This is a genomic window from Pseudonocardia phyllosphaerae (assembly GCF_046546475.1).
In the GTDB taxonomy this organism is placed as follows: Bacteria; Actinomycetota; Actinomycetes; order Mycobacteriales; family Pseudonocardiaceae; genus Pseudonocardia; species Pseudonocardia phyllosphaerae.
Map to the genome: position 1 here is coordinate 276,499 of NZ_JBKGXS010000007.1, position 14,037 is coordinate 290,535.

Consider the following 14,037-nt stretch of genomic DNA (forward strand, 5'->3'; position numbering starts at 1 on the left):
TCACTCCTTCGTGCTCGCATGGGTGGTCGGTGTCGGTGGTGCTCAGGCGTCCGCGGGCAGCCGGCGCCGCGGACGGGACGAGTTCCGGGCAGGCGGCTCGTCCTCATCGGACTCGTCCTCGTCGGCCGGGCTGTCTTCATCGTCCTCGTACTCGTCGTCGAGGTCCTCCGGCTCGTCGTCCCCGTCGTCCGCGTAGTCCTCATCGGACTCGTCGAACTCGTCGACGGACTCCCCGTCCAGGTCCTCGTCGAGACCCTCGTCCGCCTCGTCGTCGAGCTCGTCGTCCTCGTCGAGCTCGCCGTCGTCGTAGCCGTCCTCGTACTCGTCGTCGAGGTCGTCGTAGGCGTCGTCGTAGCCGTCCTCATCGGACTCCGCCTGCTCCTCCTCGACGGCCTCCTCGTGGGTCTTCACGACCTCGCTGTCGCGGATCTCGCCGCGCCAGCCCTCCAGGTCCTCCTGGTTGACCAGCGTCTGCACCATCACGTGCCGGCGGTAGTGCTTGAACTCCAGCCGGGCGCGACGACCGACGGCCCGCCAGATGTTGCCGGTCTTCTCGAACAGCCCGACCGGGTAGTACTCCAGGACCAGCAGCACCTTGGTCAGGTTCGGTGCGAGGTCGTGGAAGGAGACGATCCCGTTGACGTAGCCCTTCGCACCCTGCGACCGCCAGATGATGTGCGAGTCCGGGACCTGCTCGATGATCGTCGCCGTCCAGGTCCGCTTCGACCAGAAGACCTGCGCCTTCCACGTGGTCTTCTCGTCGGACTCCTGCTCCACGCTGTGGACCTTCTTCATGAAGCTCGGGAAGTCGGCGAACAGCGTCCACTGGTCGTAGGCGACCCGGATCGGGACGCCGACGTCGAGCTCCTCGACGATGTTCATGAACTTGAACTTGCCGCTCTCCCCAGAGCCGGAGCCCCCGGAGCCGAGCCCGACCGCGTCGGTGACCTTGTCCTTGATCGCGGACAGGCCGCCCTTGAGGGCGCCGCCGAGCGGGCTGCCGCCCTCCATGGCGGCCTTGCCGCCGCCGAGCGCGGACTTGAGTCCGACGCCGCCGTTGTCGGCGACCTCGGTCAGCCGGTCCGACAGCCCGTCGACCTTGTCGACGGCCGCGTCGGTCAGCTTCCCGACCGCGGTGCTGAGCAGGGTCGACGCGGCTCCCTTGAGCCGGTCGGTCGGCAGGTCCTTCAGTGAGGTGGGGGCGTCCGAGTCGTCAGCCATTGCCGCGGCCTCCCGAGGTCTTCGACGAGCGGGTCGACGTGGACCGCGACGACGCCGACTTCGACGACGCCGACCGCCCGGCGCCGCCCGATGTGCTCCGGGTCGAGGTGGTGCGCTTCTTCGTGGTGGCGGTCCGCTTCGTGGCTCCGTTGGAGCCGCTGCCCCGCGACGACGAGGACGAGGACGACGACCGTGTGGTGCCGTTGCGCGACGACTGCGACGACGACGTCCCCGAGGTGCCGGTCCCCGAGCTGCCGCGGGACCGCGAGCCGGTGGGGGAGCGCCGCTGTGGACGCTTCTTCTCCTGCCGTTCCTGCTCGTCGGGCCCGGAGTCGGCGTCGGACCCGGCCCCGGAGCCTGGCTCGGAGTCGGCGTCGGGCTCCGGCTCGTCGGCTGAGCCCTCGTCCGCCGAGCCCTCGTCCGCCGAGCCCTCGTCCGCCGAGCCCTTGTCCGACGAGGGCCCCGCTCCGACCGCCTTGGTGACCGACTCGGTCGCCGCGCCCGCGGCGTCCCCGGTCTTCTCCACGGTCGCCCCGGCCGCGTCCCCGGCGGTGCCTGCGACGTCCTCGACGGGTTTGCCGAGGTTCTCCACCCGGTTCACCAGCGAGTCGGTCAGCGCTTCCATCCGGCTCGACGCCGCGGCCAGTGCGGCCTCCTTGCCTGCCTCCAGCAACCGGCCGCTGACGGCGTCGCGCAACCGCGCCACCTCCGGCGACGACGCGGCCAGCGACGCCCCCTTGCCCAGCAGCTCGGTCGGTGAGAGGTCCAGCTTCCGCCCGGCCAGCGCACCGCCGAGCATGATCGCCAGCTTCATCTTCTTGGTTCGGCCGAGGACGTATCCCCCCAGTACCGCCAACCCGACCTTCGCGGTCGATCCCATGCCGCCCACCCTTCTGCTCCGCACCGAGCGGGCACCTTCCGGTGGCGTATTCGCGGCGATCCGCGAACCGGCACCGGAAATGATCTCCGCCTGTGGTCATCAACCCTGATCTGCAGAGTGGACCGGACCGTACAACGCCGGTTCGAATGGCGATGAGGGCCGAAGGGCCCAATCTTTGACAGGGCCGTTCGGAGGTGGAGGCGACTGCATATGGCCTGGTGAGAGGGTGTTGCCGGTCTCTGATGGAGTAGTCGCAAGGGCCATGAGTCCCTGATTCTCGGTCCTCGGCCGGAAAACTCCGGCGCAATGATCGACCGCATTCACGGGTCCGTCCGGGGAGCCGGAAGCTCACCCGATCGGCCGAGATTGAATCACAATTCACGGCGCCACCTGCGACGGGACCCCGGAACACACGAGCGCCCCGGATCCGGCGGATCCGGGGCGCTCGGAGCGTGCTGTGCCGGGGCGGCGTCGGTCAGTGGCCCTCGGCGCCGCGGGCGTCGAAGACCGTGCGGATCGCGGTGATCTTCCCGTCGGCGACGGTGAGCCAGGTGGCGGTCGGGGTCGGCCCGGAGAACCGGGTCTTCAGGGTCGCCCAGATCAGTGCGTTCTCGTCGTCGGCGAGGCGGACGTCGACGTCGTCGGAGGTGGTGACGGCGCCCATGTCGGCGAGCCCCTTCACCGTCTCGTCGGAACCGGAGGTCTGCGCCAGCGGACCGGTGAAGGTGACGTCGTCGGCCACCAGGTCGGTCAGTGCGGCCGCGTCACCGGAGGTGAGCGCGGTGTGGAAACGGTCGGCGATCTGTTCGGTGCTGGACATCCAAGAGCTCCTTGCTCGGTTCGACCGGTGGACGGGACCGGACCGCCTGTCCGGCGCCCCGATCCGTTCCGGTGCATGAACTTCCGCTGCAGGGGGTAGTGCGATGACCGTTGTACCGAACTTCGACGACTGGGGTATCGACGTGGCACTGAACGACGACGACATCACCACCTCGGGCGCCACCGGCGCCGAGGGACCGGCCGACTCGGGCGCCCGCTCCGGCACCCCCGGCCACCACGACGGCGGCGCGGACGGCGGTGCCGACTCCGGTGCCGAGGGTCCGGCCGACTCGGGCGCGGGCTCGGGCACGCCGGGTCATCACGACGGCGGCGCCGACGGTGGCGCCGACTCCGGTGCCGAGGGCCCCGCGGACTCCGGCGCAGGCTCGGGCACGCCGGGGCACCACGACGGCGGCGCGGACGGCGGTGCCGACTCCGGTGCCGAGGGTCCGGCCGACTCCGGCGCCGGCTCGGGAACGCCCGGCCACCACGACGGTGGCGCCGACGGCGGTGCGGACAGCGGTGCACGCTGACATCGGCACGGCGTCCGGGGCGGGGGCGCCGGCGACCGGCATCCCCGCCCCGGGCGGCGCACCCACGCCGCTGACGCGCGTCGTCGGCGGCGACACCGACGGGTTCGCCCGCGACCACTGGGGCCGTGAGCCCCTGCTGGTCCGAGCCGCGGACCCCGACTCCTTCCGCGACGTCCTCGACCTCGACGGCGTCGACGAGCTGCTCTCCCGCCGTGGCCTGCGCACCCCGTTCCTGCGGGTCGCCCGCGACGGCACCGTGGTCGACTCCGCGAGCTTCACCGGGCCCGGCGGCGTCGGCGCCGAGATCGGCGACCAGGTCCGCGACGACCGGGTCGCCGCGCTGTTCGCCGAGGGCAGCACCGTGGTGCTGCAGGCGCTGCACCGCATGTGGCCCGGCGTCATCGACCTCTGCACCGGCCTGGCCGAGGAGCTCGGCCACCCCGTGCAGGCCAACGCCTACGTCACGCCGCCGCAGTCGCAGGGCTTCTCCGCCCACTACGACGTGCACGACGTGTTCGTGCTGCAGCTCGCCGGGCGCAAGCACTGGACGGTGCACGCCCCCGTGCACGTCGACCCGTTGCGCAGCCAGCCGTGGGGCGAGCGCTCCGCAGCGGTCGCCGCGCGGGCCCGCGACGACGAGCCGGTGATCGATACCGTGCTGGAGCCCGGGGACGTGCTGTACCTGCCGCGCGGCTGGCTGCACTCGGCCGTCGCCCTGGGCGAGGTGTCGGCGCATCTGACGGTCGGCGTGCACGTCGTGACCCGCAACGCGCTGGTGGAGGCCCTGACCGCGCTCGTCGCGGGGGACGATCGGCTGCGCGCGACGCTGCCGCTGGGCATCGACGTCGCCGATCCCGAGCAGCTCGCCCCGCACGTCGACGAGGTCCGCGCGGCGCTGGTCGACGCGCTGTCGACGGTGCCCGCCGAGGACGTCGCCCGCCGGGTCCGCGGCGCGGTCTGGTCCGGGAACCGGCCCGAGCCGGTGCGACCGGTCGCCGGGGCCGCGTTCGCGGAGAACCTGGCCGCGGGTGACGCGGTCCGCCGTCGCACGGGCTTGCACCACCGTCTGCTCGACGGCGACGATCAGGTCGTGCTCGTGCTGCCCGACCGCCGGCTGACGCTGCCGGCCTCGACCGGTCCCGCGGTACGCGCGCTGCTCACCGGCGGCACGTCCCGGATCGGGGACCTGCCCGGTCTCGACGACGCCGACCAGGTCGTGCTGGTCCGCCGGCTGCTGCGCGAGGGCGTGCTGGTGCCGGCGGCCCCGTGACCGACGGTTCCACCCGCCGGACCTGGCCCGGCTGCTCGCTGCTCGCCGAGGCGGCCGGTGACCCGTCGGAGGGCACCGCGCCGCCCGCGCAGCAGTGGCTGCTGCTCGAACACCCCGGCCCATGGGCGCGGATCGCGCTCGCCTCACCCGGCTTCGACCCGGCGTCGGTCGCGGTGCTGGGCGACTGGGCCGAGACTGAACGCGCCCGGATCGTGCTGGTCCGGCGGCCCGGCCGGGCCGGTCAGGTCACCGGCCCGCGCCGCTGGTTCCGCGTCGACTCCCGCCCCGGACGTGAGGGAATCCGCACCGGCACCTGGGACACCGGCACGGGCGCCGCCTGTGCCGTCACCGAGCCCGGCGATCCGTACGACGGCCGGCTCGCCCTGGTCTGCGCGCACGGCAAGCACGACCCCTGCTGCGCGGTCCGCGGCCGCCCGCTGGCCGCGTCGCTCGCCGCGGCCGACCCCGAGGGCACCTGGGAGTGCACCCACATCGGCGGCTGCCGATTCGCGCCCGCGCTCGTGCTGCTCCCGCACGGCTTCACCTACGGCGAGGTCGGCGACGACGTGGGCGCCGGCATCGTCCGCGACTACGCCGGCGACGTCGTGCGGCCCGAGCTGCTGCGCGGCCGTTCCTGCCTGGCACCGGCCGTGCAGGCGGCGCAGGTGTTCGCCCGCTCCGCCACCGGCACCCTCGGCGTCGACGGGTTGCAGGTCACCGGGTCGGCGTCGTCGGACACCACCGGCGAGCACCTCTGGCAGGTCGGGTTCACCGGCCCGGACTGCACGACGACGATCCGCGAGCGCTACGTCGAGGTCGACCGCCCGCTCACCTGCGCAGGCCGCCCGCACGGCCGGATGCGGATCTTCGACGACCTCGGCACCGTCTAACCCGCCCCCGGGGAGCGGAGCACCCGCGCCGCCGCCGCGTGCCCGGCCACACACGATTCACGCAGGTCACCGGCACGCAGCCGGGTCGACAGGAACCCGGCGGCGAACGCGTCCCCGGCGCCGGTCACGTCGCACACGCCCGGCACCGGGGCGACCGGCACCGTGAACGGGGCGGCCCCGGGGGCGGACACCCGCGTCGGCGCGGCCCCCGCCTTCACCACGACGACCGTGTCCGGCAGCGCGGAGCGGAACGGTCCCGGCGCGGCACCGGACCACAGGCCGAGCAGGGCGGCCTCGCCGTCGTCGGCCAGCAGGACGTCGGGGGAGAGCGCGACGAGCAGGTCGCGGAATGCGGCGACGCCGTAGCCGGTGATCATCCCGGCCGACGACGTGTCGACCGAGATCCGCGTGCCGGCGACGCGCGACGCGGTGACCGCGGCGCGAGTCGCGGACGCGCCGGGTTCGCCGTCGAAGGCGTAGGCGGGTACGTGCAGCAGGTCGAGGCCGTGCAACCAGTCGCCGGGGACGTCGTCGAGCTCGGCGGCGGCGCCCCGGTCGGGCAGCATCGTGCGCTCGCCGTCGGCGCCGACCAGCACGACGACGCTGCCGGTCCGCCCGCCGCGCCGCACCCGGACGTCGACCCCGTCGGCGGCCAGGCCGGCCACCAGCGCGTCGCCGAGCGGGTCGGCACCGACCGAGCCGAGGAACCGGGTCGGCCCGAACCGCGCCGCGGCCGCCGCGACGTTGGCGCCGCTCCCGCCGCGGCTGCGGAACACCCGCGCCGGGGTGTCGGTGCCGTGCCGCACCGGCCCGGACACCCACACCACGACGTCCTCGACGAGGTCCCCGAGCACCCCCAGCATGATCAGCCCGCCGACGCGACGGCGACCTGCCCGGCGAGCGCGACGTTGCCGCGGTACACGGCGAGGTTGACCTCCAGGCTGCGGTCGCCGGTGGCGCGGCGGACGTGGTCGAGCAGGAACGGGGTCGTCGCGTTGCCGCTGATCCCGGCCCGCTCGACCTCCGCCCAGGCCGCGGCGAGGATCGCGTCGTGCTCGTCGGGCGGGAGCTGGTCGTGCTCACCGACCGGGTTCGCCAGCAGCACCGCCTGTGGCAGGCCGAGGTCGTCGCGGGCTCGCACCACGGCGACGGCCTGCTCCGGGGAGTCGACGGAGTAGAGCAGCCCGAACCCGGAGTCGCGGACGTAGAAGCCGGGGAAGCGGGTGGTGCGGTAGCCGAGGACGGGGATGTTGAGCGTCTCCAGCCGTTCCAGGGTGGCGCCGACGTCGAGGATCGACTTCACCCCGGCGCTGACGACGAGCACCGGTGTCCGGGCGAGCACGGTCAGGTCCGCCGACTCGTCGAACGTCGTCGACGCGCCGTGGTGCACCCCGCCGAGCCCGCCGGTGGCGAACACCGTGATCCCGGCCCGGTGCGCGAGGAACGCGGTGGTCGCGACCGTCGTCCCGCCGGACCGGCCGAGCGCGCCCACCACCGGCAGGTCCCGCAGGCTCACCTTGTCGACGCCGTCGTCGCCCGCCAGCGCGGTGATCTCGTCGCTGCTCAGGCCCACCGTCGCGACCCCGCCGACGACGCCGATCGTGGCCGGGACGACGCCGGCGTCGCGCAGCGCGGCCTCGGCCTCCAGCGCGACCTCGGCGTTGCGCGGGCGCGGCAGGCCGTGGGTGATGATCGTCGACTCCAGCGCGACGACCGGGCGCCGCTCCCGGACCGCGGCTGCGACCTCGTCGGACACCCGGACGGCGGTGGACGTCATGCGCGCACCCTAGGGCGGCGGACGTCGTGTCGTCAGACCTTCGTGCCGAGCAGCTCACCGAGGTGCCGGTCGACCTGCGGCACGAACTCCGGGTTCACCGCGAACAGGCCGAGGTGCCCGAGCACGTCGTTGAGCACCCGCAGCTCCGAACCGGCGACGAGCTGTTGCTCGGGTGCGCAGTCACGGACGGGGAAGAACATGTCCTCGTCGATCGGCAGCACGTAGGTCGTGGCCGTGACCCGCGCGAGCGCGTCCTCCAGGGACCCGCCTGCGTGCCGGGACACGTCGCCGTGCTGCCACTTCCAGGCCATGCAGAGCAGGTCGTTCGGGTCCATCTGCGTGAAGTAGGGCTCGAGGAAGCCCTCGACGAACTCCTCCTTCGTCGTGAAGTCCAGCGCCCGCCACACCTCCTGCTTCCAGAACTCCGTCGAGAAGCCCATGACCGCCCAGATGCCGGCGTGCCGCTTCAGCCCGTCCGCGACGTCGGCGTTCGAGGCGTACTCGCCGCCGGCGAACCCCGGGTCCGACGTGATCGCCTCGATCAGCGCCTTCGCGAACAGCTCGTCGTGCGGCGTGTTGCGGGCGGTCCCGGCGATGGGCGCGGCCCGTCGCACCCTGTTCGGGAACCGGACCGCCCACTCGTAGGTCTGCTGGGCCCCCATCGACCCCCCGACGACCAGCTGCAGCTCGGTGATGCCGAAGTGCTCCCGCAGGAGCCGCTCCTGGGCGACGACGTCGTCGCCGATGCGCACCTTCGGGAAGCGGGACATGGCGATGCCGGCGTTCTCCCCGGAGGCGTTGTGCGGCGACGTGGACAGTCCGCTGCCGATCTGGTCGACGACCACGACGAAGTACTTCTCCGGATCCAGCGCGTGGCCGGGGCCGATGTAGGCGTCCCGCCAGATCTGGTGGGTGCCCGAGTACCAGGTGGTCACCAGGATCGCGTTGTCCTTCTCCGGCGACAGTGTCCCGAAGGTCGCCACCGCGAGGTGACAGTCGGGGATGACCCCGCCCTCCTCCAGGTCCAGCCGGCCGATGTCGACCAGCTCGTAGTCGCCGTGGAACTCGTGGGTGTAGTACGGGTTGTCGACCATGCCGACGATCGTCGGGCGTGTCCCACGGGCCCTCCTGTCCGATTTCGGGACACCTCGCCACCTTGACCCGTGCCGCACCATGTGACGGGGGACACGAGGAGGTGTCGGGTGGTCGAGCAGCTGGACCGTCGGTACGCGGTGACCACGGCGCGTGCGGACTTCCTGGAGGGCGATTTCGACCCGCGGCGCGGCGCGGTACCCGACCACGTCGCCGCGTCCTGGCGGCGCAGCGTCTCGCACGGCGTGTGCCCGTCGGCGGTGCAGAGCCCCTACTTCGACGCGCTGGACTTCGACTCCCGCCTGGTCCGCTGCGCCGAGCCGGTGATGGAGCAGCTGGCCGAACAGATCGGCGAGATCCCGATGTGCGTCGCGCTCACCGACGGCAAAGCGCGGATCCTGGCGCGCAAGGACGGGTCGCGCTCGTTCGCCCGGGTCACCGACCGCGTCTACTTCGCCGCAGGCTTCGGCTACGCCGAGGAGTCCGTCGGGACGAACGGCGTCGGCACCGTCCTCGGGTCGGGCCGGCCGGTGCACATCGTCGGCGCCGAGCACTACGTGGACATGCTGCAGCCCTTCGCCTGCACCGGCGCCCCGGTGCACGACCCGTTCACCGGGCGGATCGAGGGCGTGCTCGACATCAGCTGCTTCGCCGACCACTCCAGCCCGGTCCTGTTCTCGCTGGTGCGCTCCGCGGCGGCGCGGATCGAGCGCAACCTCGTCGCCGACCGCAACCACACCCAGCAGGCGCTGTTCGACGTCTACTCCCGCGCCGAGGCCCGCACCCGGGACGCCGTCCTCGCCGTCGGCCCGTCGATCGTGATCGCCGGTGGCCGGATGCAGTCGTTGCTGTGCCCGGCGGACCAGAGCGCGCTGCACGACCACGTCCGGTTCCTCATGGCGCGCCACGGCACCGTCGACGAGGCCGTGACGCTCCCGTCCGCAGCCCGGGTGCGGCTGCGCGGCACCACCGTCGGCGTCGGCGACGACGTCGCGGGGATGGTGTGCGCGGTCGCGGTCCTCGGCCGTCCCGGTGAACCACCGCAGGATCCGGCGCCGGCGCCGTGCCCACCCGCCGGCTCCCCGGCCTGGCGGGCGGCCGAGCAGACCGTCGCCGGCGCCGTCGCGCGGCGGCTGCCGGTACTGGTCCAGGGCGAGGAGGGGACGGGACGCACGTCGCTGCTGCGCACGGTGCTCGACGACGCCCGCCCGGACGGCGGGCTCGTCGCCGTCGGGCCCGAGGAGGTCGCCGCGGACTCCGCTGCCGTCGCTGCGCGGCTGCGGGACGCCGGCCCGTCGCAGCTGCTCGTGCTGCAACGCGCCGACCGGATCCCGCCTGCGCCGATGGCCGCGCTCGTCGCGGCACTGACCGGTGACGGGGAGCCGGCGGCGCTCGCGGCCACGATTGGTCCGTCGGTGCCTGCGGGGCGCCCGTACCAGGAGTTCCTGGGGCTGTTCGCGGTGTCGGCCCAGGTCCCGGCGCTGCGTCACCGAGGTGCCGATCTCGACGCCGTCGTGACCGCGGTGCTCGCCGACCTCGCGCCGCACCGCACCGTCGTCCTCTCCGAGGACGCGCGACGGGTCGTCGCGGGCGGCCGGTGGCCGGGCAACGTCCGCCAGCTGCGCGACGCCCTGGCCGAGGCGCTGCGCAACCGCCCGGTCGGTGCGATCCGGGCCGACGACCTGCCCGGGCACTGCCGCAGCGCCCCGCGCAGCACCCTGCGCCCGGTCGACCAGGTGGAGCGCGACGCGATCGTCGACGCCATCCGGCGCGCCGGCGGGAACCGCAAGGCGGCCGCCGAGGCACTCGGCCTGGCTCGGTCCACGCTCTACCGCAAGATCCGCCAGTACGGCATCGAGGACTGAGCGCCGGGTGTCCGGTTCTGGGACACCACCACCTCCCGGGACACGACCCACGATGAACGGGTCGTGACCCGGAACACACGGAGGTGGGCTATGCAGGACGTGGAACAGCTCGATGCGGTGGTGCTCGGCGCCGGGGTCGCCGGGCTCTACCAGCTGTACCAGCTGCGGGAGCAGGGCCTGGATGTGAAGGCCTTCGACGCCGCAGGCGACGTCGGCGGGACCTGGTGGTGGAACCGCTACCCGGGCGCCCGGTTCGACTCCGAGGCCTACATCTACCAGTACCTGTTCGACGAGGCGCTCTACACCGACTGGAGCTGGAGCGAGAAGTTCCCCGGCCAGCCCGAGATCGAGCGGTGGCTGCACTACGTGACCGACCGGCTCGACCTGCGCCGCGACATCCGGTTCGACACCCGCATCGTCAGCGCGCACTACGACGACGACCGCGGCCGCTGGACGATCCGCACCGACCGCGGTGACGTCGTCGACACGCAGTTCTTCGTGACCTGCGGCGGCATGCTCTCGGCACCGATCACCAATCAGTTCGAGGGGCAGGACTCCTTCGGCGGGCAGCTGGTCTACACCTCGTCCTACCCGGCCGAGGGCGTCGACGTGGCGGGCAAGCGGGTCGGCGTCGTCGGGATCGGCGCGACGGGCATCCAGGTCATCCAGACAATCGCGCCCGACGTCGGGCACCTGACCGTCTTCGCCCGCACCCCGCAGTACGTGCTGCCGATGAAGAACCCGTCCTACGGGGCCGAGGAGCAGGAGCACTACAAGTCCCGCTTCGCCGAGCTGCGGGACACGATCCCGCACACGTTCTCGGGCTTCGAGTACGACTTCGAACACGAGTGGGCGGCCTGCACGCCGGAGCAGCGGCGGGAGATCCTCGAGGAGATCTACGCCGACGGCTCGCTGAAGCTGTGGCTGGCCGGGTTCGGCGAGATGTTCTTCTCCGAGGAGGTGTCGGAGGAGGTCTCGGAGTTCGTGCGGGGCAAGATGCGCGAGCGGCTGCGCGACCAGCGGCTGATCGATGTCCTGGTGCCGACCGACTACGGCTTCGGCACCCACCGGGTCCCGCTGGAGCGCGGCTATCTGGAGGTCTACCACCAGGACAACGTCGACCTGGTCGACTGCCGGGCGAACCCGATCGCGCGGATCGTGCCCGAGGGCGTCGAGCTGACCGACGGCACCGTCGTCGAGCTGGACGTGATCGTGCTGGCCACCGGCTTCGACGCCGGTACGGGCGCGCTGACCCGCATCGACATCCGGGGCCGGGACGGGCGCTCGCTCGCCGAGGAGTGGGGGCGCGACATCCGTACCACGATGGGGCTCGCCAAGTTCGGCTACCCGAACCTGCTGACGACGGCCGCACCGCTCGCACCGTCGGCGGCGCTGTGCAACATGACGACCTGCCTGCAGCAGCAGACCGAGTGGATCACCCGGGCGATCCGGGACCTGCGGGTCGAGGGCAAGTCGACGATCGAGCCGACCGAGGACGGCGAGAACGCCTGGGTGGCCCATCACGAGGAGGTCGCGTCGGCGACGCTCGTGCCGAGGACGGTGTCCTGGTACATGGGGTCGAACGTGCCGGGCAAGCCCCGCCGGATGCTGTCCTACATCGGCGGTGTCGGGGCGTACCGGCAGCTGTGCGACAAGGAGGCGGCCGACGGCTACCCGGCCTTCACCCGGACCTGAGCCGGCCGGGCCGCGGCGTCGTGTCCCGGGTGGGTGCGGCGCCGCGTCAGCTCCGGTAGCGGCGGGCGTAGCGCTCGCGCGCCTCGGCCCGGGACTCCGAGTGTGTGTCCTCACGGGTCCGTGCGGCGTACCCGACCGGGTACCCGGCCTTCGCGACGCGGTGCTCCGCGGACTCGTACATGTAGGCGCACGAGTAGAAGAACCCGAGGATCGCACCGGCGAGCACCGACATCGTCTTGACGTGGACCGGGCCGGGGATCACCAGGAACAGCACGATGCCGATCGGCAGCAGCTGCACGCCCGCCCGGATCACGTGGCGGAGCTGCCAGGTGCGCGTCGTGACGTCGTGCAGCACCCAGGTGCGGTGCCGGGCGGGCAGCGCGGCGCCGTAGACGTAGAGCAGCCAGCGCAGCGGGTTCGGCCGGACCCGGTCCTCCATGATTCGCTCCCTAATACTTAGCGCACTAAATAATGTAGGGTCCCGGCCGTGGATGCGACAAGTCGGGGTGACGAGGTCGACCTGCTGCGGCTCGACCGGCAGGTCTGTTTCGGGCTCGCGGTGGCGGCGCGCAACGTGATCGCGCTCTACCGCCCGCTGCTCGAGCCGATGGGGCTGACCCATCCGCAGTACCTGGTCATGCTCGCGCTCTGGGAGCGCTCGCCGCGCTCGGTCGGTGAGCTCGCGCGAGTGCTCGCGCTGGACCCGGCGACGCTGTCGCCGCTGCTCAAACGCCTGGAGTCGGCCGGGCTGGTCGACCGGCGGCGGACGCCGGGCAACGAGCGATCGGTGTCGGTCAGCCTCACCGCCGACGGCGCGGCGCTGCGCGCGCAGGCCGAGCGGATCCCGCCGGCGATCGTCGAACGCCTCGGGATGCCGATCGAGGAGCTGGAGCAGCTGCGCGGGGTGCTGGACCGGGTGATCGCGGCGTCCCAGCCCCGCGAGTCCCAGCCCCACGGGTCACAGCCCCACGGGGCCCGGTCGGGTGGGGTGGCATGACCGCCTGGTTCGCCGAGCACGCCGACGCCGTCGACTCCGGCGCCGAGGACGTCCGCGCGGGGCTGCGCCGGCTCGGTGCGCACGACCTGCTCGGCGGTCCGGACGTCGCCGGTGTCGTCGAGCTGGTCGAGTCGCTCGCGGGGGAGTCGCTGAGCGCGGCGTTCGCGGCGTGGGCGCAGCGCATGGTGATCGGTTTCGCCGAACGCGCCGACGTCGTCGACACCGAGCTCGTGGCGCGGCTGCGCAGTGCCGAGCAGATCGGGGCGACGGCGATGGCGCCCGCGCTGCGTGATCTCGCCGGGCTCGAGCCGGTCCCGGTCGTCGCCGTCCCGGAGCCCGACGGCGGGCTGGTCCTGACCGGGCCGGTGCGCTGGGCGTCGCAGCTGTTCGACGACGCGGTGGTGGTCCTGCCGGTGCAACTCGGCTCCGGACGGGACGAGCGGGCCGTCGTCCGCATCCGGGTGTCCGACCCCGGGGTCGTGCGGGCGCCGCAGCCGGAGCTCCTGGCGCTCAACGGGACCGGCTCCACCTCGCTGACCCTCGACGGCGTGCGCGTCGCCCCCGAGGCGGTGCTGTCCCGGGACCTGGCCGGGTTCGTCGGCCGTTGCCGGCCCACGTTCCTGCTCGTGCAGAGCGCGTTCTGCAGCGGGCTGGCGCGCCGGTCGGCCGCCGAGGCGCTCGACGCCGCCACCGGGGCCGCGGAGCCGCTCGCGCCGGACGTCCACGCCGTCGCCGACCGGGCTCGCGACGTGCACGACCGCCTGCACGGGTTCGCCGCCGACCCGGGGAGCGTCCGCCCGCCGGAGTTGCTGCGGCTGCGTCTCGACGCGGCGGTCGCCGGGGCGGAGGCGACCCGGCTGGAGTCCGCGGCCCGCGGCGGAGCGGGGTTCCTCGCGGCGAGCGGGACGGCGCGGCGGTTGCGGGAGGGTGCGTTCCTGCCGGTCCAGGCGCCGACGGTGGCGTTCCTGCGGTCGGAGCTGGCGCGCCTGTCCTGAACG

14 protein-coding genes are annotated in these 14,037 nt (G+C 73.3%); 7 read left to right on the forward strand and 7 right to left on the reverse strand.

What is annotated here, in order from left to right:
- Positions 1-42 precede the first annotated feature (42 nt).
- The 3 genes from ACLE50_RS16410 to ACLE50_RS16420 all read right to left on the reverse strand — a co-directional run bounded on the left by ACLE50_RS16410 (position 43) and on the right by ACLE50_RS16420 (position 2,921).
- Positions 43-1,221 (reverse strand): SRPBCC family protein, encoded by a 1,179-nt coding sequence (locus ACLE50_RS16410; RefSeq protein WP_410944428.1) that lies wholly within the window; start codon positions 1,219-1,221, stop codon positions 43-45.
- Complete coding sequence (locus ACLE50_RS16415) at positions 1,214-2,101, reverse strand: hypothetical protein (protein WP_410944429.1); 888 nt, start codon at positions 2,099-2,101, stop codon at positions 1,214-1,216. Before ACLE50_RS16415 ends, ACLE50_RS16410 begins: the two co-directional genes overlap by 8 nt.
- A 475-nt stretch (positions 2,102-2,576) precedes the next feature.
- Positions 2,577-2,921: a nuclear transport factor 2 family protein gene (locus tag ACLE50_RS16420; RefSeq protein ID WP_410944430.1), complete on the reverse strand. Its 345-nt coding sequence runs from the start codon at positions 2,919-2,921 to the stop codon at positions 2,577-2,579.
- Positions 2,922-3,024: 103 nt separating this feature from the next.
- On the opposite strand from ACLE50_RS16420, the gene ACLE50_RS16425 reads away from it, so the two are divergent.
- The 3 genes from ACLE50_RS16425 to ACLE50_RS16435 are packed head-to-tail and all read left to right on the forward strand — an operon-like array spanning position 3,025 to position 5,613.
- Positions 3,025-3,453 carry a BatC protein gene (locus ACLE50_RS16425; RefSeq protein ID WP_410944431.1) on the forward strand — a complete coding sequence of 143 codons (429 nt, stop codon included), beginning with the start codon at positions 3,025-3,027 and terminating at the stop codon, positions 3,451-3,453.
- Positions 3,443-4,723, forward strand: a complete 1,281-nt coding sequence (locus ACLE50_RS16430) for a cupin domain-containing protein (protein WP_410944432.1) — start codon at positions 3,443-3,445, stop codon at positions 4,721-4,723. Before ACLE50_RS16425 ends, ACLE50_RS16430 begins: the two co-directional genes overlap by 11 nt.
- Positions 4,720-5,613 carry a sucrase ferredoxin gene (locus ACLE50_RS16435; RefSeq protein ID WP_410944433.1) on the forward strand — a complete coding sequence of 298 codons (894 nt, stop codon included), beginning with the start codon at positions 4,720-4,722 and terminating at the stop codon, positions 5,611-5,613. The genes ACLE50_RS16430 and ACLE50_RS16435 overlap by 4 nt, the downstream gene beginning before the upstream one ends.
- Here the strand turns inward: ACLE50_RS16435 and ACLE50_RS16440 are convergent.
- Genes ACLE50_RS16440 through ACLE50_RS16450 form a run of 3 tightly spaced genes read right to left on the reverse strand, consistent with a single transcriptional unit; the run spans position 5,610 to position 8,484 of the window.
- Positions 5,610-6,476 carry a carbohydrate kinase family protein gene (locus tag ACLE50_RS16440; protein ID WP_410944434.1) on the reverse strand — a complete coding sequence of 289 codons (867 nt, stop codon included), beginning with the start codon at positions 6,474-6,476 and terminating at the stop codon, positions 5,610-5,612. The two genes, ACLE50_RS16435 and ACLE50_RS16440, sit on opposite strands and share 4 nt — an antisense overlap.
- 2 nt (positions 6,477-6,478) lie before the next feature.
- A complete protein-coding gene (locus tag ACLE50_RS16445; protein WP_410944435.1) occupies positions 6,479-7,390 on the reverse strand; it encodes a pseudouridine-5'-phosphate glycosidase in 912 nt (303 codons plus the stop codon).
- A gap of 32 nt (positions 7,391-7,422) precedes the next feature.
- The gene (locus ACLE50_RS16450) at positions 7,423-8,484 is read right to left on the reverse strand and encodes an alpha/beta fold hydrolase (RefSeq protein WP_410944436.1); all 1,062 of its coding nucleotides are present in this window, start codon (positions 8,482-8,484) and stop codon (positions 7,423-7,425) included.
- 108 nt (positions 8,485-8,592) lie between these two features.
- On the opposite strand from ACLE50_RS16450, the gene ACLE50_RS16455 reads away from it, so the two are divergent.
- Both ACLE50_RS16455 and ACLE50_RS16460 read left to right on the forward strand, forming a co-directional pair.
- Positions 8,593-10,347, forward strand: a complete 1,755-nt coding sequence (locus ACLE50_RS16455; protein WP_410944437.1) for a sigma-54-dependent Fis family transcriptional regulator — start codon at positions 8,593-8,595, stop codon at positions 10,345-10,347.
- Between the two features lie 90 nt (positions 10,348-10,437).
- Entirely contained in the window at positions 10,438-12,042 is a 1,605-nt protein-coding gene (locus tag ACLE50_RS16460; RefSeq protein ID WP_410944438.1) for a flavin-containing monooxygenase, read from the forward strand.
- A gap of 46 nt (positions 12,043-12,088) precedes the next feature.
- Here the strand turns inward: ACLE50_RS16460 and ACLE50_RS16465 are convergent, their stop codons facing one another.
- Positions 12,089-12,481: a DUF5313 family protein gene (locus ACLE50_RS16465; protein WP_410944439.1), complete on the reverse strand. Its 393-nt coding sequence runs from the start codon at positions 12,479-12,481 to the stop codon at positions 12,089-12,091.
- Positions 12,482-12,529: 48 nt separating this feature from the next.
- Here ACLE50_RS16465 and ACLE50_RS16470 point away from each other — a divergent pair, with 48 nt between their 5' ends.
- Both ACLE50_RS16470 and ACLE50_RS16475 read left to right on the forward strand, forming a co-directional pair.
- Positions 12,530-13,039: a MarR family winged helix-turn-helix transcriptional regulator gene (locus ACLE50_RS16470; protein WP_410944440.1), complete on the forward strand. Its 510-nt coding sequence runs from the start codon at positions 12,530-12,532 to the stop codon at positions 13,037-13,039.
- Positions 13,036-14,034, forward strand: a complete 999-nt coding sequence (locus ACLE50_RS16475; protein ID WP_410944441.1) for a hypothetical protein — start codon at positions 13,036-13,038, stop codon at positions 14,032-14,034. The genes ACLE50_RS16470 and ACLE50_RS16475 overlap by 4 nt, the downstream gene beginning before the upstream one ends.
- Positions 14,035-14,037: the final 3 nt, after the last annotated feature.